The following is a 15,557-nucleotide window of genomic DNA, read 5'->3' on the forward strand; positions in this document are numbered from 1 at the left end:
GCTACGCTGTGTTTCCGGCAAGGGCCCTTGGTCCTTGCCGGACTGTTCCGACGCTGCGCATCGTTATATTCTGGCATCAACCTACGAAGGGATTTCGCCGTGCGCTGGCTCAGGATTGCCATAGGCTTCACCGTCACACTGTTGACCTTGCTCTGCATGCTCCCGGCCCAGGCCGCGCAAGGCAGTGGCTGGTCGGTATTGCTCGACGATCAGGGCAACCTCCAGCTGAGCGACATCCGCTCCGCCCGCTACACCAATCAATTCAGCCCTATCGAGCTTGACCGCCTCACCGCGGCCGAACCCGATGGCGCGTTATGGTTGCGCTTCAGACTGGCGCCCGGCAAGCACGAACAAGTGCTGCGCATCTTCGCTCCCGACCTGTCGCACCTCAATCTGTACGTGCTCGATGGCGACAGACTGATCGAGCAACGGGAAACCGGCACCGTTCAGGCCCAGGCCGAGCGCCCCCTGCCGAGTAGCGACTTTCTGCTGCCGCTGCCGCAAAGCGACAAGTCCCTCGACATCTACCTGCGAATGGTCTCCGACCACCAGTTACGCCCGTACATCACCCTGCAATCGGCGGTGATGGGCGCGGCCAACCATAATCAGACGCTGATCTACGGCTTGCTGTTCGGCTGCCTGGCGATGCTGATCCTGCACAACCTGATCCGCTACGCCTACACCCGCTCGCGCAGCAGCCTGTGGCTGGCAGTCTGTGAAGCGCTGCTGAGCCTGAGCCTGTTGCTGCTGCTCAACCTCGCCGGTCCATGGCTGCCGAACTGGCATGCGATCCAGACCCCCGGCGCCTATCTGGCCCTGCTGCTGACCGCGCCGGCCGGCCTGATGTTCGCCTACCGCTTCTTCGCCCCGCTCGGCCCGCACCCGCTGAACAAACTGCTGCTGGGCGACATCCTGTTCATCGTGATCTGCAGCCTGCTGCTGTTGTTCGTCAACACCCTGCCGCTGAACATCATCACTTACGCACTGGTGGCCCTGGCCGGTCTGAGCATGTTGCTGGTGGCGTTCTATCACTGGCAGAAAGGCTACCGCCCTGCCCGCTTGTTCGTCGCCGCGATGGTGGTGTTCAACATCGGCACGCTGATCATCCTTCCGGCCTTGCTGGGGCTGACCCTGGTGGCACCGCAAGGCCTGATCATGACCCTGATGGGCTTCATCTGCATCAGTGGCCTGCTGATGAGCATTGCCCTCGGCGAGCGTCAGCGCAGCATCACCGAAAGCCGCTTCAGCATCAGCCGCGACCTCGCCGCGAGCAACGCCGAGATCAATGCCAAGGCCGAATTCCTCGCCAAGATCAGCCACGAGATCCGCACGCCGATGAACGGCGTACTGGGCATGACCGAACTGCTGCTCGGCACGCCGCTGTCGGTCAAGCAACGCGACTACGTGCAGACCATCCACAGCGCCGGCAACGAACTGCTGACCCTGATCAACGAGATCCTCGACATCTCCCGCCTCGAATCCGGGCAGATCGAGCTGGACGACGTGCAGTTCGACCTCAACGCCCTGATCGACGATTGCCTGAGCATCTACCGCGCCAAGGCCGAACAGCAGAACGTCGAACTGATCAGCTTCATCCAGCCGCAGGTGCCACGGGTCATCAGCGGCGACCCGACGCGTCTGCGCCAGACGCTGCTGAGTCTGCTGGAAAACGCCCTGAAGAAAACCGAAGAAGGCGAAGTGCTGGTGGTGGTTGCCCTCGATGAGCGCAGCACCAAACCGCGCCTGCGCATTGCCGTGCAGGACAGCGGTCAGCCGATGGATCAGGAAGAGCGTGATGCGTTGATGCACGCAGAGCTACACAGCAAGCACTTCCTGTCGGCCAACCGGCTGGGCGGCAATCTCGGGCTGGTGATCGCACGGCAACTGATTCGCCTGATGCAGGGCGAGTTCGGCATCAAGAGCGGCGCCACCCAGGGCAGCACGCTGTGGCTGACCCTGCCGCTGGATCCCGACCGCCTGGAGCATCCGACCTCCGATCTCGACAGTCCGCTGCAAGGCGCGCGGGTACTGGTGGTCGACGACAACGACACCTGCCGCAAAGTGCTGGTGCAACAGTGCAGCGCCTGGGGCCTGAACGTCAGCGCGGTACCGTCGGGCAAGGAAGCGCTGGCCCTGTTGCGTACCAAGGCGCATTTGCGTGATTACTTCGACGTGGTCTTGCTGGACCAGAACATGCCCGGCATGACCGGCATGCAACTGGCGGCCAAGATCAAGGAAGACCCAAGCCTGAACCACGACATCCTGCTGATCATGCTCACCGGCATCAGCAATGCGCCGAGCAAGATCATCGCGCGCAACTCGGGGATCAAGCGCATCCTGGCCAAACCGGTGGCCGGCTACACGCTCAAGACCACGCTGGCCGACGAACTGAACCAGCGCAATCGTGGCCAGGCCGTGTTCCAGCCACAACCGACTGGCCCGGCCACGGCCGTCAAGGTCCCGAGCGATTTCCGCATCCTCGTCGCCGAAGACAACACGATTTCCACCAAAGTGATCCGCGGCATGCTCGGCAAACTCAATCTGCAACCGGACACCGCCAGTAATGGCGAAGAAGCCTTGCAGGCCATGAAAGCCCAGCGCTACGACCTGGTGCTGATGGACTGCGAAATGCCGATCCTCGATGGTTTCTCCGCCACCCAGCAACTGCGAGCCTGGGAAGTCGGCAATCAGCGCATCCGAACGCCGATCGTCGCACTGACCGCGCACATCCTCGCCGAACACAAGGAGCGAGCGCGTCAGGCCGGCATGGACGGGCACATGGCCAAACCGGTGGAGCTTTCGCAATTGCGTGAACTGATCGAGCACTGGGTGGCCCAGCGTGATCAGCAAAACCGCACGACGGCCCGTACGCCCTGATCTCGGCGAGTCCTCACTCCTCGAACGGAACATGGCGTGATGACGCCAGATCCGCCTGATAGACTCCGTTCAACTTTCGTCGGCGCGAGTTTCAATCATGCTCCATGTGTTGTTCAGCGTTTACCTGAAGATGCTGGTGCTCTATAGCCCGTTCTTCGTGTTGTCCTGCTTCATCAGCCTGACCCGGGGTTATTCGCGCAAGGAACAACGGCGCCTGGCCTGGAAAGTTGCGATCGCCACCCTGGTTTCGAGCGTGTTGCTGTACCTGTTCGGGCGGGTGATCTTCGACGTGTTCGGCATCACCGTGGATGCCTTCCGCATCGGTGCCGGCAGCGTGCTGTTCATCTCGGCGCTGGGCATGGCGCAGGGCAAGTCGGCCGTACAGACCGACAACGTGCAGCAGGATGTGACGATTGTTCCGCTGACCATTCCTTTGACCGTCGGCCCCGGTACCATCGGTGCATTGCTGGTGATGGGCGTCAGCCAGCCGCACTGGGATGACAAGCTGATCGCGATCATGAGCATCGCGCTCGCCAGTTTCACGGTTGGCGTGGTGCTGTACCTGTCGAACCGCATCGAGCGGATTCTCGGTGACCAGGGCCTGCAGATCGTCAGCCGCCTGATGGGGTTGTTCGTGTGCGCGCTGGCGGCGCAGATCATCTTTACCGGGGTCAAAGGCTACCTTGTGCCTTGAACCCTGAAACGAAAAGACCGCCGACGGTAACGTCGGCGGTCTTTTTTCGTCAGTGCCCGTAAGCCCTCAACCGGCAGACTCGACGGTTTTCTTCGCGCCTGCCTGATCGATCAAGGCTTTCAACGTCACGCTTTCGGTTTCATCCTTGCGCGCCTTCAGCCAACGCACCAGGGTCGACACCTGACATGGATGCAGCCCCTTGACCTCAAGCATGGCATCACCACGCAGCGCCGGATCAGGCGCATCCGCATTGCGCACCAGCACACAGTGCTCACTGTCAGGATCAATCACCACCAGATGCTCCTCGACCATCCCCACTTCGAGCTTGTGCGGATCGGTCATGGTCAGGATCAAGCGGCCCATGAACTGCGGAAAACCCACCAGCGGATAACGGCAATCCACCACCAGCGAATCGAGCTTGCGCATGAGCGCCTCGGACAGGTGCCATTTCATCGAACCGCGCCCCACCCGCAAAACCAGTGTGCGCACATCGTCCGGCACCAGCGGCAGCAGATCGTAGGCATCCACCCGCCCTTCAAGCACCAGTACCTCACCCGTGCGCTGGACATAATCCAGCGGTTTGATCTGACGCAAACTCGGGTAGCCCTGAACGACCCGTTCCTGCGGCTTATGCAGCAGGACATCGGTATTTCGCCGGGTTCCGAGCAGCTCGAAATCCTTTGGCAAATCGGCAGCGGGGATCTGGATCAGCCGTGCGCTGTCGGCGATGTACCACTGAACACTGGCGTCCTGCGCAGCGATCGAAATGAACGGACGATGCGCCTCGTTCGCCAGCAAGGCCTGCAAGTTGCCGATCAGATTGTCGCCATGGGCCGCCAGCCAATCATGCTGCACGCCGGTGATCAGCGGGGGTGCCTGATGTTCCAGTTGCAGCACCACCCCCTCCCGCGTCGTGCCCACAAGACCAGCACCGTCGATCCGCACATCGGCAAAACGCCAGGCAGTCCACTGTCGTTCGGGTTTGGGCAGCAATGCGGCCTGTAACAATTGCGTGCCTTTTCCGAAGGCCTGGTCGAGTTGCTCTTTATCGATAAAGGTCTGGCGCCAGACCTCGCCGCTTTCGGGTTCGAACAGCCATGCCGATTGATTGTCCGGCGTCATGCCGAGCAGTTGGAGCTGCGTCTGTTGCGCCTCACACAGCAGCAGGCGGCCTCCCACGTACCAGGCGTGCAAGCGTGCATCGCCAGCGGCATTGGCAATGCCGACAATCAGGAACTGTTCAACGGTGTATTGCCGGGCCACCGCTTCGAGCGCCAGCCACCATTGCCCTCGTCCCTTGAGCCATGGTTCGGCCAGACCCGCAAAACGCACTTCGCCGTCGGTACCGATCTCGAACGACAACCCGTCCTCGGTCCGCGCCTGATAACCCTTGTGCTCAGCAGTCACCTGTTTCAGGCCCCCAGGTTGCACCCAGCGGTGCGACCATTGGCCCTGCCCTTCCTCCACTGTGCGCTGCACCCGGCACAGGTTCTGAAGCTGGCGGTCGTAGATGACAAACACGTCGACGTCATCAGCCAGCGTCAGCAGCATCAACTCGTTCAGGTTCTGGACCGAATCGGGCCAGCCGCGTGCATGACGACGACGCGGTACCGGCCGCACGATCAGATTGTCACGGGTACGAATCCAGGCCATGTCCCGGGCGTTCTCTTCGATCTTCCAGCAGATCGAAACGTAAGGCGCGAACTGCCAGTCGACCGTGGCATACCCCTTGTCATCGTAGACCGGTTTGGGCACCACCCACTCGCCCAGTATCGGAGCCCAGCCGGCCAAGGGAGTGCTGTCATCGAGCAGCGACTCGAAGGTCGGTTCAAGTCCGCGGGTAACCGAACTCAGCCACAGCAAGCCTTCGTGAATCAGGTAATTGAGGCGCTCAAGCGTGCCGTCTTCATGGGCATAGTCCTGCACCACATGCACGACGCCCTGACCATCGGCTTCGACGCTGCGGATCGTGCTGACGCCAGTGCGACGGAACATCAAACGATAGCGATGACTGAGCAGTCCCGTGCCAGCATCAACCTGGCAGATCTCGTAACCGAGCGGATCATGGAAAAACGCCAAGCCGCCGACCACCACCGACAACAGCCCCTCATCGTCGAACACCTCGTCGTTGCGAATGTAGAGGATCCGGTCCTCCGCAGCGTCGTACCAGCCATTGGTGTAGCGCGGAACCTTGATGTTTTCGAACGGAATCAGATAGTCGTGGATCGGCGTGTAGCGCAGCGCCAATCGATGGGCTCGCGCCAGGTCTTGCAGATGATCCTGCAGGATCTGGCCGTCCAGCCCTTTGGGCGCCTGTTCTTCCAGAAGATCCAGCTCAAGCCGTTTGTCGCCGGCAATCCGGAAGAGCCGGCCATTTTCGATCAGCAGGGAAATTTCCGGCGCTATGTCAGCCGTCACCTTGAATTCGCAGCCTTTGATACTGAATTGCCCGTTGCTGCCGAACACGATGTCCGTCTCGACGGCCCACGGCGCGACAATGATCCAGCGGTCCTTTTGTTTGCCTACTGACGTCAGTCCGACGTTGACGCCGGGGTTGAGCACGAGTGTGCATGTGCCTCCACCGCCCTGAATCCGATAGCTGATCTGCTCGTGCCATGGCTTGGGGATGACCGGCACCACCAGTTTGCGTGCCTGCGCATCGAGCGTGACGTTGATCTCGGTCGGCCGATAATCGGGGTACATCCGATAGAGGATGTAGTGGCTGGGAAACGAGTAGAACGAAAACAGGAACAGCCACTGACCGTCTGCTTTTTTCTTCTCCAGACGCCGGGCGATGTCGAAGCCCTTGTCGTGGCGCTGCGATGCAAACGGCAGGATCTGGTACTCGTAGCGGTAGCAGGTGATCGGCGTACACGGCAGGACAATGGCTTGCTCGGCCGGTGGCGAGAACTTCATCTCGGCGGGGTAGCCCAGCTCCTTGCTCAGGTTGATGGCGCGTGAATAGTCGACCTCGAATTCCGGTACGCCGAAATGATCGTGCAGCGGGTACAGGCGAGTGCTATCGAGCAACAGTTTGCCGCTGCTCAGATCCAGACCGTTGATAATCAGCGACGGACGCGGCAACCAGGCACCCTGCTCGCCGCTGTAGCGATACCCGGCACCGTGATGCGCCTGCTCCAGTTCCGCGAAAAACAGCCCGACCGCTTTCGCTTCTTCTGCGATGGTTGCGAAGTTTTGCGCCAGTGCAGCCACGCCGACTGCCAGGCCACCCAGAATCACCCCGGCGCCACCCAGCACTGCAGCCGCCGTACCCGCGCCGGCGAGCGCCGCACCAAGTCCCGCCCCCGTCAGGGCCAGACTGCTGGCGTCGAATGTCAGTTGAGTGGCATAGGTCGCGATTTCGACATCGTTACGGGCATTCGCCAACTGATAGATATCGAAGCCGACATTGGCCAGCCCCAGCACGGCACCGACGCCCTCGTTGGCCACATGCCCGGCTACAGCACCGATGGCTCTGCCGGTCAATGGCTCAAGTGCTTCGCCGACCACCTTCGCACTGGTACGGGCAATCAGTTTTTCATCGCGCAACGCGGCTTGCACCAGACCGATCAGCCCTGCCACATCGACCACATTGCCATGCACCAGTTGTGCGTAGTTGACGTAGGCATGCCACTGCACCGCAGTGCTCAATGTGCGCTCGTCGCCTTCACGCCCGCGCAACGCATTCATCAGTGCCTGCACCGCAAACCCGGCATTGAGCGTGTGCACCGCTGCCGCCTCGGTCGGATCCACCACCGCGCCGGTCGCACGTTTGCGCCCCAGGGTCGAGAACAGGTCAGTCAGGTAACTCCTGATTCGCAACAGGCGATCATCCCGGCTGGTGACCATGGCCACCGACTCGCCACTCTGCGGATCGATCATGTTCACCCGATAGCCGCCCTCGGGTATCACCTCCAGCGAATCGAACAACGGCACCAATGGAGTGACCGAATCATGGCCCTCCTGCAAGCGCGAAGTTGCCTCAGCGATCTGCTCCGCCCACCAGTGATTGTCTGAACTCAGCAGCGCACTGCCCAGTCGCGAATTCGCCATCAGCGACTGGCCGTGAGCACTGTTAACCCTCTGGCGAATGGGCCTGAACGGTTTGTCCGGCAGTGGTTCATCCTTGAGCAACTGAGCCACCTTGAAGCCGCTCGACAGCTCCAGACCGGCAACCTGCTCCCCCTGAACATCGATCAGATCGAACTGCGGCCTGCCAGCCTTGCCATACACGGCGTAGTGTTGAGCCATGTCCGTGTCCTTGAAAAATTGCTTCAGGGCCATTTTGAAGGTCGCGGGACTGTCGAATTCGAACAGGCCGAAGTTCGGATCATAGAAGTGATAAGCGTCTGCCGCCCCGTTTACAGTTCGGGCCACCAGCATCGAGTGGTTGTCCGAGTTGAGCATCAGGGTTCGGGTGCTAACAGACTCCTCGAGGGTCGAGACCACCGTGTCCAGATCGACCCGCCCCAGCGCCGTGCCGACCTCTGCGGCGTTCATGCCACGCATTTCCTCCAGTGCCCCCAGAAACGCCGTCGAGTCCGATTGCCCCGGTTCAAGTACCGTCAGGAAAAACCGCTCGCGCAATTGTCGGGTCGCTACCTCGCCCTGCGTGAGGGCGGCACTCATCGCCAGCACCAGCGGAAAGCAACGGCCGCCAGCCGTGTCACCTGGTCCATGCATCAAAAGATCTTGAGGCACCAGTTTGGCGGTTCCGGCCTCGAACTGGTTCAGCACTTGCTCCACCCGTTCCTGTACCTTTTCACGGTGTTCCTGAGTGGCGAGTCGCTGGACCTGCGCCACCTGACGCCCCCAGTCAAACAGCGTCACGGCGTTGGCCAGCGCGTTTTTCTTCAGGCTCAGTGCGCTGACCGAGTTCGCCGGCAAGCCATCCTCGACACTTGCCATCCCTGCCAGAAACGCGGGCGCCCGACGCTGATAGAGATGCTGCTCGATCACTGCGTAACGCCCGGACGTCCCCCGCTCGCTGACGCTGTTGATCAGATTGTCCAGCGCACCGCTCAGGGCGGAAAAGCTCTGACTGTCCAGTGACTCGATGCCCACCAACGCCCCAAGCGTCAAACGCTGCAACGGGTTGAGCTGCGCAAGTTGCCAGGAGCCGGCGCCCAGACCGATCAACAGTTCATCCAGCGCGAGATTCTGGGCGATCGGACTTTTCGGGAATGCCGGTGGCCGCAGGCGAGTGTCCTGATTGCGGATGGCCTGACGATCATCGAAGCTCAGCGGCAACCTTTCAGCGAACACAACCTTGCCATCGTGGCCGCTCATCATCGCCTGGGTAAACGGTTCACCGAGGCGCTCGGCCATGCGCTGCAACAGCTCGGTATTCAGGACATGGCGTCCTTCGATGAGCGGCCAGCCGAGTTCGAATTCGACGGCCGAGTGTTTTAGCAGTTCGTCGATGTTGCCGGCGTAGCGGGTTTTGTATTGGCCGTCGTGCCAACGTTGTTTTTCATCTTTTACCCATTGAACTAAATTCTCTGCGTTTTCCTTCCATGAGTGGTCCTGCTCCTCCTCGCTAGAGCGATTAACTGTCCCCAGAGGAGCGATACTCAGCTCTGGATTCAGGGTGCCGTCGTCCCGAGGTGTGAAATGAGCCCGTTCATAGTCCTGCATGCCCCGGCGCATAGCCCCTGGACCGGTCAGAAAAATCGTTACCTCCTTTTCTGGACGAATACCGTCTCTGTGGTAACCGGCGATAGCATCCGCCAGCGTATACATTTCCATTTCCCGAACATTAGACAGCGCATTCAAAGGCCCGAGTCGACGCTCGATTTCGACAACCGCCAGCTTTTGCATGGCACCGTGGTCATCTGGCGCGACACCTTTGGCCCTACCCACCATGGCGACTGAGTCGATCACTGCAAAGTTGAAACGCAGACACTCCTGCACCGACTGCAGCATCGGCGCGCCCGGATGAGCCATCAGATAAGCGTTGGTCACTGAACCCATTTCAGCCACGGCACGCAGCATGTAAGAGCGTGCCAACAGGTCGCTCGGCGCCTGGAAGACTTGACTCAACGCCGGCGCGCTTTTGGCAAAAGACTCCAGCGCGGCACGATGTTCCTGGGGGATGTAGTGGTCATAACTCTTGTAACGACTGCGCAATGCCTGACGTCCGGGCATCCAGTGTGGATTGTGATCCAACAGCAGTTGAGTGATGCCAAGCTCGGCATACGGACCGAACTTGCTGATATCCAAACCGCCCAACTCCTTCAATAAGGGAGGAAGATTATCGACATCTGAGTACATTCCGCCTTCTGGCACTAATACTTCTAGCCGCACAACATCGGAACCCGCGGCAAGATTGCCGCGCATGCGCATTTCCTGATCGTAAATGGCTTGTAACTGCATGGGTTGCGAAGTGCCGGCCAAATCGCGCAACTGCAAGTCGCCACCGGCCACCGCCTGCAGGCTCTGCAAATTGCGCTCTTTAAGCAGTTTCAGATCTGTGTCCTGCTGACCATACGCTTTGGCCAACAACTGCATTCTGGCATCGTCAGCTGATACACCGCTTGCTACAGCCTCATTGATATGAGCAAACATTTGCTGCTTCAGAACAATCGCTCGCCTTACATAGGCCTCTCCGAGTTCATATTCCGTAGCGCTATCAACTCCACCCTGCTGCATCGCGTGCGCTTTGGCGGCCTCGACAATAAGGCGAGTCGTCTGATGGACAAGCATTGCATCACTGTCATACCAGAGATTGATTTTGTATCCCTGCCCGGCCAGTATTTGTTTCCAGAGATTGATGTAATCACGCTGAATCTCGCTAATGCCCCCACCCAGCCACACGAAGTGCAAAATTTTCGGTACTTGCGTCGCAGGCGATTTAATTTGTTCGATGCTGTTAAGCAGGCGCGACTCGAAGTTTTCAACTCGGTCAGTTATTTGTGAAAGGGTGGGAGCCGATTCTGTATCAGGGCTGTGCGCCGGCTCCTGCTCCACTTCCCGGCGTACACGGCCCTGGCCAAATTCGCCCAGCGCCTGCTTGAACAGCGCCAGAGGATGCAGCAGCCGCGGCGAATCAAGCAGGCCGATGCAGGCAAAGTAATAACGGATAACGGCATCATATTGTCGGGTGTTCTTGTACGGCGACAGTGCCTGTTCAAGGTCCGCCAACTTGAACAAATTGACGAATTTTACATATTCACCATCAACGACTTTAACTTTTGCATCTTGCATGAACCGACTTCCTTGAAACATCCAATGACATACGCACCAAAAACAAGCGCGCACCAAACACTTAGCCAAGAGAGAAATCCTCTGATGACAAACCAAAACGGTGGAACCTTAAAAACCCATCGAACGCAAAACTAGTGCAAAAGAACTTCACAGACAAACATGAAGCCATTCAAACAATGTCAGAAGAAACACCCAACAACATCAGCTCAAGATTTTTTACAACAATTAAATATGATTCCGAAAACAGGCCACGCAAAAACAGACAAGGCCGCGAACTTTCATTCGCGGCCTTGTTATTGACATCCATGTAGAGAAACAAAACGGATTACAAAAGCGCTGTCATCCGGCCGGTTTTTCCCCATACCAACGCGGCGTATACACCCACTCACCGCCCTCGCTGCGAGGGAAAGTACAGGTGGTGGACGAACCGATCAGCACCATCGTGCGCATGTCGACCTGATCCGGTGTCAGTGCGCCCAACGTTGTCACTCGCAGTGTCTGCCCCGGCCGGCCAATATCGCGGCCCAGCACTACTGGCGTTTGCGGTGTGCGATGTTGCGCAACGATTTCCAGCGCTCGCCCCAGTTGCCACGGACGGGCGCGGGAGATCGGGTTGTAGAACGCCAACGCCAGATCCGCCTCGGCGGCCAGGTCCAGGCGTTTTTCGATGATCGACCACGGCTTGAGGTTGTCCGACAGCGACATCACGCAGAAGTCGTGACCCAGCGGCGCACCGGCCTGAGCGGCGGTGGCGAGCGACGCGGAAACACCCGGCAGGATTTCCAGATCGACGCTGTGCCACGCCGGATCCGTCGACTCGTGCAACGCCTCAAGCACCGCCGCCGCCATGGCGAACACCCCCGGATCGCCGGACGAAACCACAATCACCGAACGGCCCTGAGCGGCCAGTCTGAAGGCATGGCGAGCGCGCTGCATTTCTTCGCGGTTATCGGTGCAGTGCTGCACCTGATCGTCGCGGAACGGGCCAGCCATACGCACGTAAGTTTCGTAACCCAGCACGTCGGTAGCCCGGGCCAGTTCGGCCTTCACTGCCGGCACCATCAACTCGGCGGCACCCGGCCCGAGACCGATGACGGCCAGACGTCCGCGCGGACGACCGACCTGCGAAACATCCAGCGGCTGTTCGGCCACGGCGATGGCAATATCGTGGGATGTTGTGATGATTCGAGCGTCTGGGACGGCATGGATTGCCAGCTCCGCGATGTCACTCGCTGGCGCAACAAAGCGTAGCGGCACCGCCAATTCAAGCGCAGCTTCACGCAATGCCGGGCTGGCCATCTGAACGTCAGCCGCCACCAGACAGGCCAGCGATTGAATCGCCACACCGGCCTGCAGCAACGCATTGCGAATCGCATCCGGCAGGTCGGCCACATCGGCACCGACCGCCACCGCCACGCTGCGCGGATAAATCAGCAACTCACTGGCGCTCGCCACGCGGGCGTCGCTGCCGACGTGAATCGAGCGCTGCGCCTGTGAATCTTCCGGCAGTTGCGCCTGCTCAAGCCAAGGCGCGGCGCCATCGATGCGCACGCTGTGGCCGGCAAGCAGATCGGAGACAAAGCGTTTGCCCTGCTCCAGATCGCCGAGGGCATAACCGCCGGGCGGGTTGAGCAGGCAGGTGCCAAAGCGCAATTCGCCGCTGGTGGTGATCGCCGCCGGCACTTCAAGTGCAGTCGCCATCTCACGGGCCATGACATTCACCCCGCCCAGGCCGCCGAGCAGCGGCACCACGGCGCTGCCGTCTTCAGCCACGGCGAGCACCGGTGGCTCGACGCCTTTTTCCAGCAGCAGCGGCGCCAGTGTGCGAATGACAATGCCTGCCGCGCACAGCGCAATGATCGGCGTGTCCTGTTGATACAGCTCGCGCAGCGTTGCGCCGAACTCGCTGTAAGTCAGATCAGCCCCTTCGACACGTCCTTTGAGCCCGTGGATCTGCGCAGCCGGATAGACCTGCTGAAGGCGACGGGCCGTGGCCAGCGCGCCCTGGCCGAGAATGACGATGGCCGGTGTGGAATGGGTCATCAGCCTTGCCACCGTTCGCCGGGAACAATGATCAGCGAGAAGTACGGCGACGACATCGGCTCGACCTCATCCAGCGGGACGATCTTCTGATTGGCCATGGTTGCGCGCTCGACGTACAGCGCACGCTCGGCCAGGCCCAGCTCTGCCAACACGTCGCGCACTTTCGGGAAGTTGCGCCCCAGCTTCATGATCACCGCCGCATCGGCATCGGCCAGACGACGCTTGAGCTCTTCATGAGGCAGCACGCCGGACAGCACCGACAGGCTCTGATTGCGATACACCAGCGGCGCGCCCAGCACGGAAGCACCGCCAAGCATCGAGCAAACGCCCGGCACCACTTCGGCTTCGTAACGGCTGGCGAGGCGATCGTGCAGGTACATGTAGGAGCCGTAGAAGAACGGGTCGCCTTCGCAGATCACCGCCACGTCGCGACCGGCATCCAGATGCGCGGCCACTTCCTCGGCAGCGTCATCGTAGAAATCGCTGATCACCTGTTCGTAGGACAGCGGCGCCGGCAACACTTCGGTGGTCACCGGGTACACCAGCGGCAGCAGGTTCTGCGCATCCTGCAGGTGCGCTTCAATGATGCCGAACGCGTTGCCCTTCTTGCCCTTGGCCACGAAATACGCCACCACCGGCGATTCGCGCAGCAGGCGCAGGGCCTTGACGGTAATCAGTTCCGGATCACCGGGTCCGACGCCCAGGCCAATCAAACGTCCTTTAGCCTGCATCATTCGATCTCCGTGGCGAGGGCATTGACGGCAGCGGCGGCCATGGCACTGCCGCCGAGGCGGCCCTGCATGATCACGAACGGCACGCCACGGCTGTTGGCCGCCAGCTCGGCCTTGGATTCGGCAGCACCGACGAAACCCACCGGGAAGCCGAGGATCAGCGCCGGTTTCGGAGCGCCGGCGTCGAGCATTTCCAGCAGATAGAACAGCGCGGTCGGCGCGTTGCCGATCACCACCACGCTGCCTTCCAGATGCGGACGCCACAGTTCCAGCGCCGCTGCCGAGCGAGTGTTGCCCAGCTCACGCGCAAGCTCCGGCACGCTGTCGTCGCGCAAGGTGCAGATCACTTCGTTGTTGGCCGGCAGGCGCGCACGGGTCACGCCCTCGGAAACCATCCGCGCATCGCACAGGATCGGCGCGCCCGCAGCCAGCGCATCGCGCCCGGCCTTGCCCGCGCCTTCGGAGAATTGCAGCCCGTCGATGGCCTCGACCATGCCGCAGGCATGGATCACCCGCACCGCGAGTTTTTCCAGGTCGGCCGGGATGCGCGAGAGGTTGGCCTCGCTGCGAATGATCGCGAAGGAGTTGCGATAGATCTCCTGACCGTCGCGGATGTAATCAAGCATCAAGGGGGCTCCGTGAGCGGGCGGCGAGCAGAGTCGCGGCCGCTTCGATAGTAAGGTTGTGAGCGTGCAGCGCGCCGAAACCCGGCAGAGCTGCATCGCGGAAATAGAGATCGTAGTGACCGGGGCCGACCGCCAGCAGAGTCACGGCAGCCCGATGTGCGGCGGCGCAGGAACGCGAACAGCCGGACAGGTGCACATCCACGGTGTGTGGCAACAGCGTAGCCAGCAGGCGGGCATCGTGTTTGGTGTCGGCCAAGCCTTTGCCGCAACCGTTGGAGCCGGTGCAGGCGATCAGGTGTGACAGCGGATCTTCGGTCTGGGTCAGCAGGTTCAGCTTGCTCAGAGCATCAAGCACTTGGACTGAGTCCGCTTCCCGCACATTGGGCAGCAACAGACTTTGCCAGGGTGTGAAACGGAGGCTGCCGTCGCCAAAGGTTCTGGCCAATTGCGCGGCACCTCGCAGCATGTCCGGATCGAGACGACCGAGCGCCGGTACAGCACCGACATAGACCTGACCTGCCACTTGCTGAGGATGAATGCCGATGTGCAAGCCTTCCTGCACGGCTCCACGTTGCCAATCACCTACAGCTAGCAGGCTGATCCGCTGACCGAGTTTTTCGAGGAACATCGGCGCCGGGCATTCATCCAGCAGATGGCGCATTCGTGTCTGCTCCGGTCGGGCCAGTTCGAGGAACAACTCCAGCACCGCGACCACCAGCGCATGTCCATCCGCAAGCGTCACGGCGGCCAGCGGTCGATCCGTCGGGCAACCCGCCAGACCAAATGCCAACAGCGTATCGCCGCGATCTTCGTATGCCGACAACCACAGATCGTGGGGATGTTCGAGCATCGCCAGCGCTTCACCGCCATCCAGTTGCACGGCGAACTTGGCGCTCAACTCATGGAAACGCGGATGACGTTGCAGGGTCTCGAGGATCTGCCCGGCCAATGGACGGGTATCGAAGCGCATCTGCCGGTCGATGCCGGCGGCCGGGCTGAGCATCAGGTTGCGCACATCGTCGCCCGCCGCGGTTCGCGGCCCGAGCCCGGCGGCCAGCAGGCTGTCGATCAACGCGGCGGACTGATCGCCGATGCCGCGAATCTGCAGATTGCCCCGGTTGGTCGCCTCGATCGCCCCGCCGGCAAACCGCTCGGCGGCATTGGCCACCGCATCGGCCTGATCGGCCGAGATCGAACCGCCATCGAGCTTGATCCGGCAGATACCGCCATCCAGCGCCTGGACGATACGCAGCAACCCCGGACAGGCCGAGGGGCGTATGGCGTTGGACATCGGGCGTTCGTTCAAGGGCTGGCAGCTCTGTGGGAAAGGCGCTTCGCGGGCGAAGGCGCGGTATTATGCCTGCTTTGTCCGACGGCATG

7 protein-coding genes are annotated in these 15,557 nt (G+C 60.9%); 2 read left to right on the plus strand and 5 right to left on the minus strand.

The features are described from left to right. Nucleotides 1–99: 99 nt before the first annotated feature. On the plus strand, nucleotides 100–2,877 hold the full coding sequence (locus tag AC07N4_RS19220; RefSeq protein ID WP_493065779.1) for a hybrid sensor histidine kinase/response regulator: 2,778 nt from the start codon (nucleotides 100–102) through the stop codon (nucleotides 2,875–2,877). A gap of 97 nt (nucleotides 2,878–2,974) precedes the next feature. Continuing rightward, on the plus strand, nucleotides 2,975–3,571 hold the full coding sequence (locus tag AC07N4_RS19225) for a MarC family protein (protein WP_096819748.1): 597 nt from the start codon (nucleotides 2,975–2,977) through the stop codon (nucleotides 3,569–3,571). 66 nt (nucleotides 3,572–3,637) lie between these two features. Here AC07N4_RS19225 and AC07N4_RS19230 read toward each other — a convergent pair whose 3' ends face one another. The 5 genes from AC07N4_RS19230 to cobG all read right to left on the minus strand — a co-directional run bounded on the left by AC07N4_RS19230 (nucleotide 3,638) and on the right by cobG (nucleotide 15,468). Beyond that, the gene (locus AC07N4_RS19230) at nucleotides 3,638–10,798 is read right to left on the minus strand and encodes a TcdA/TcdB pore-forming domain-containing protein (RefSeq protein WP_495077481.1); all 7,161 of its coding nucleotides are present in this window, start codon (nucleotides 10,796–10,798) and stop codon (nucleotides 3,638–3,640) included. Between the two features lie 318 nt (nucleotides 10,799–11,116). Then, complete coding sequence (cobJ, locus tag AC07N4_RS19235) at nucleotides 11,117–12,820, minus strand: precorrin-3B C(17)-methyltransferase (protein WP_493065781.1); 1,704 nt, start codon at nucleotides 12,818–12,820, stop codon at nucleotides 11,117–11,119. Beyond that, nucleotides 12,820–13,554 (minus strand): precorrin-2 C(20)-methyltransferase, encoded by a 735-nt coding sequence (locus AC07N4_RS19240; RefSeq protein ID WP_425220352.1) that lies wholly within the window; start codon nucleotides 13,552–13,554, stop codon nucleotides 12,820–12,822. The genes cobJ and AC07N4_RS19240 overlap by 1 nt, the downstream gene beginning before the upstream one ends. Then, complete coding sequence (locus AC07N4_RS19245) at nucleotides 13,551–14,177, minus strand: precorrin-8X methylmutase (RefSeq protein WP_114881270.1); 627 nt, start codon at nucleotides 14,175–14,177, stop codon at nucleotides 13,551–13,553. The genes AC07N4_RS19240 and AC07N4_RS19245 overlap by 4 nt, the downstream gene beginning before the upstream one ends. After that, the gene (gene cobG, locus AC07N4_RS19250) at nucleotides 14,170–15,468 is read right to left on the minus strand and encodes a precorrin-3B synthase (RefSeq protein WP_493065782.1); all 1,299 of its coding nucleotides are present in this window, start codon (nucleotides 15,466–15,468) and stop codon (nucleotides 14,170–14,172) included. The genes AC07N4_RS19245 and cobG overlap by 8 nt, the downstream gene beginning before the upstream one ends. Between the last annotated feature and the right edge of the window lie 89 nt (nucleotides 15,469–15,557).

It is taken from the genome of Pseudomonas sp. GW821-FHT09E04 (assembly GCF_059416185.1).

Excerpts from the sequence above, each read along its gene's own strand:
- AC07N4_RS19245 (WP_114881270.1), bottom strand. The coding sequence starts at position 14,177 with ATGCTTGATTACATCCGCGACGGTCAGGAGATCTATCGCAACTCCTTC.
- cobJ (WP_493065781.1), bottom strand. The coding sequence starts at position 12,820 with ATGACCCATTCCACACCGGCCATCGTCATTCTCGGCCAGGGCGCGCTG.
- AC07N4_RS19240 (WP_425220352.1), bottom strand. The coding sequence starts at position 13,554 with ATGATGCAGGCTAAAGGACGTTTGATTGGCCTGGGCGTCGGACCCGGT.
- AC07N4_RS19230 (WP_495077481.1), bottom strand. The coding sequence starts at position 10,798 with ATGTTTCAAGGAAGTCGGTTCATGCAAGATGCAAAAGTTAAAGTCGTT.
- AC07N4_RS19225 (WP_096819748.1), top strand. The coding sequence starts at position 2,975 with ATGCTCCATGTGTTGTTCAGCGTTTACCTGAAGATGCTGGTGCTCTAT.
- cobG (WP_493065782.1), bottom strand. The coding sequence starts at position 15,468 with ATGTCCAACGCCATACGCCCCTCGGCCTGTCCGGGGTTGCTGCGTATC.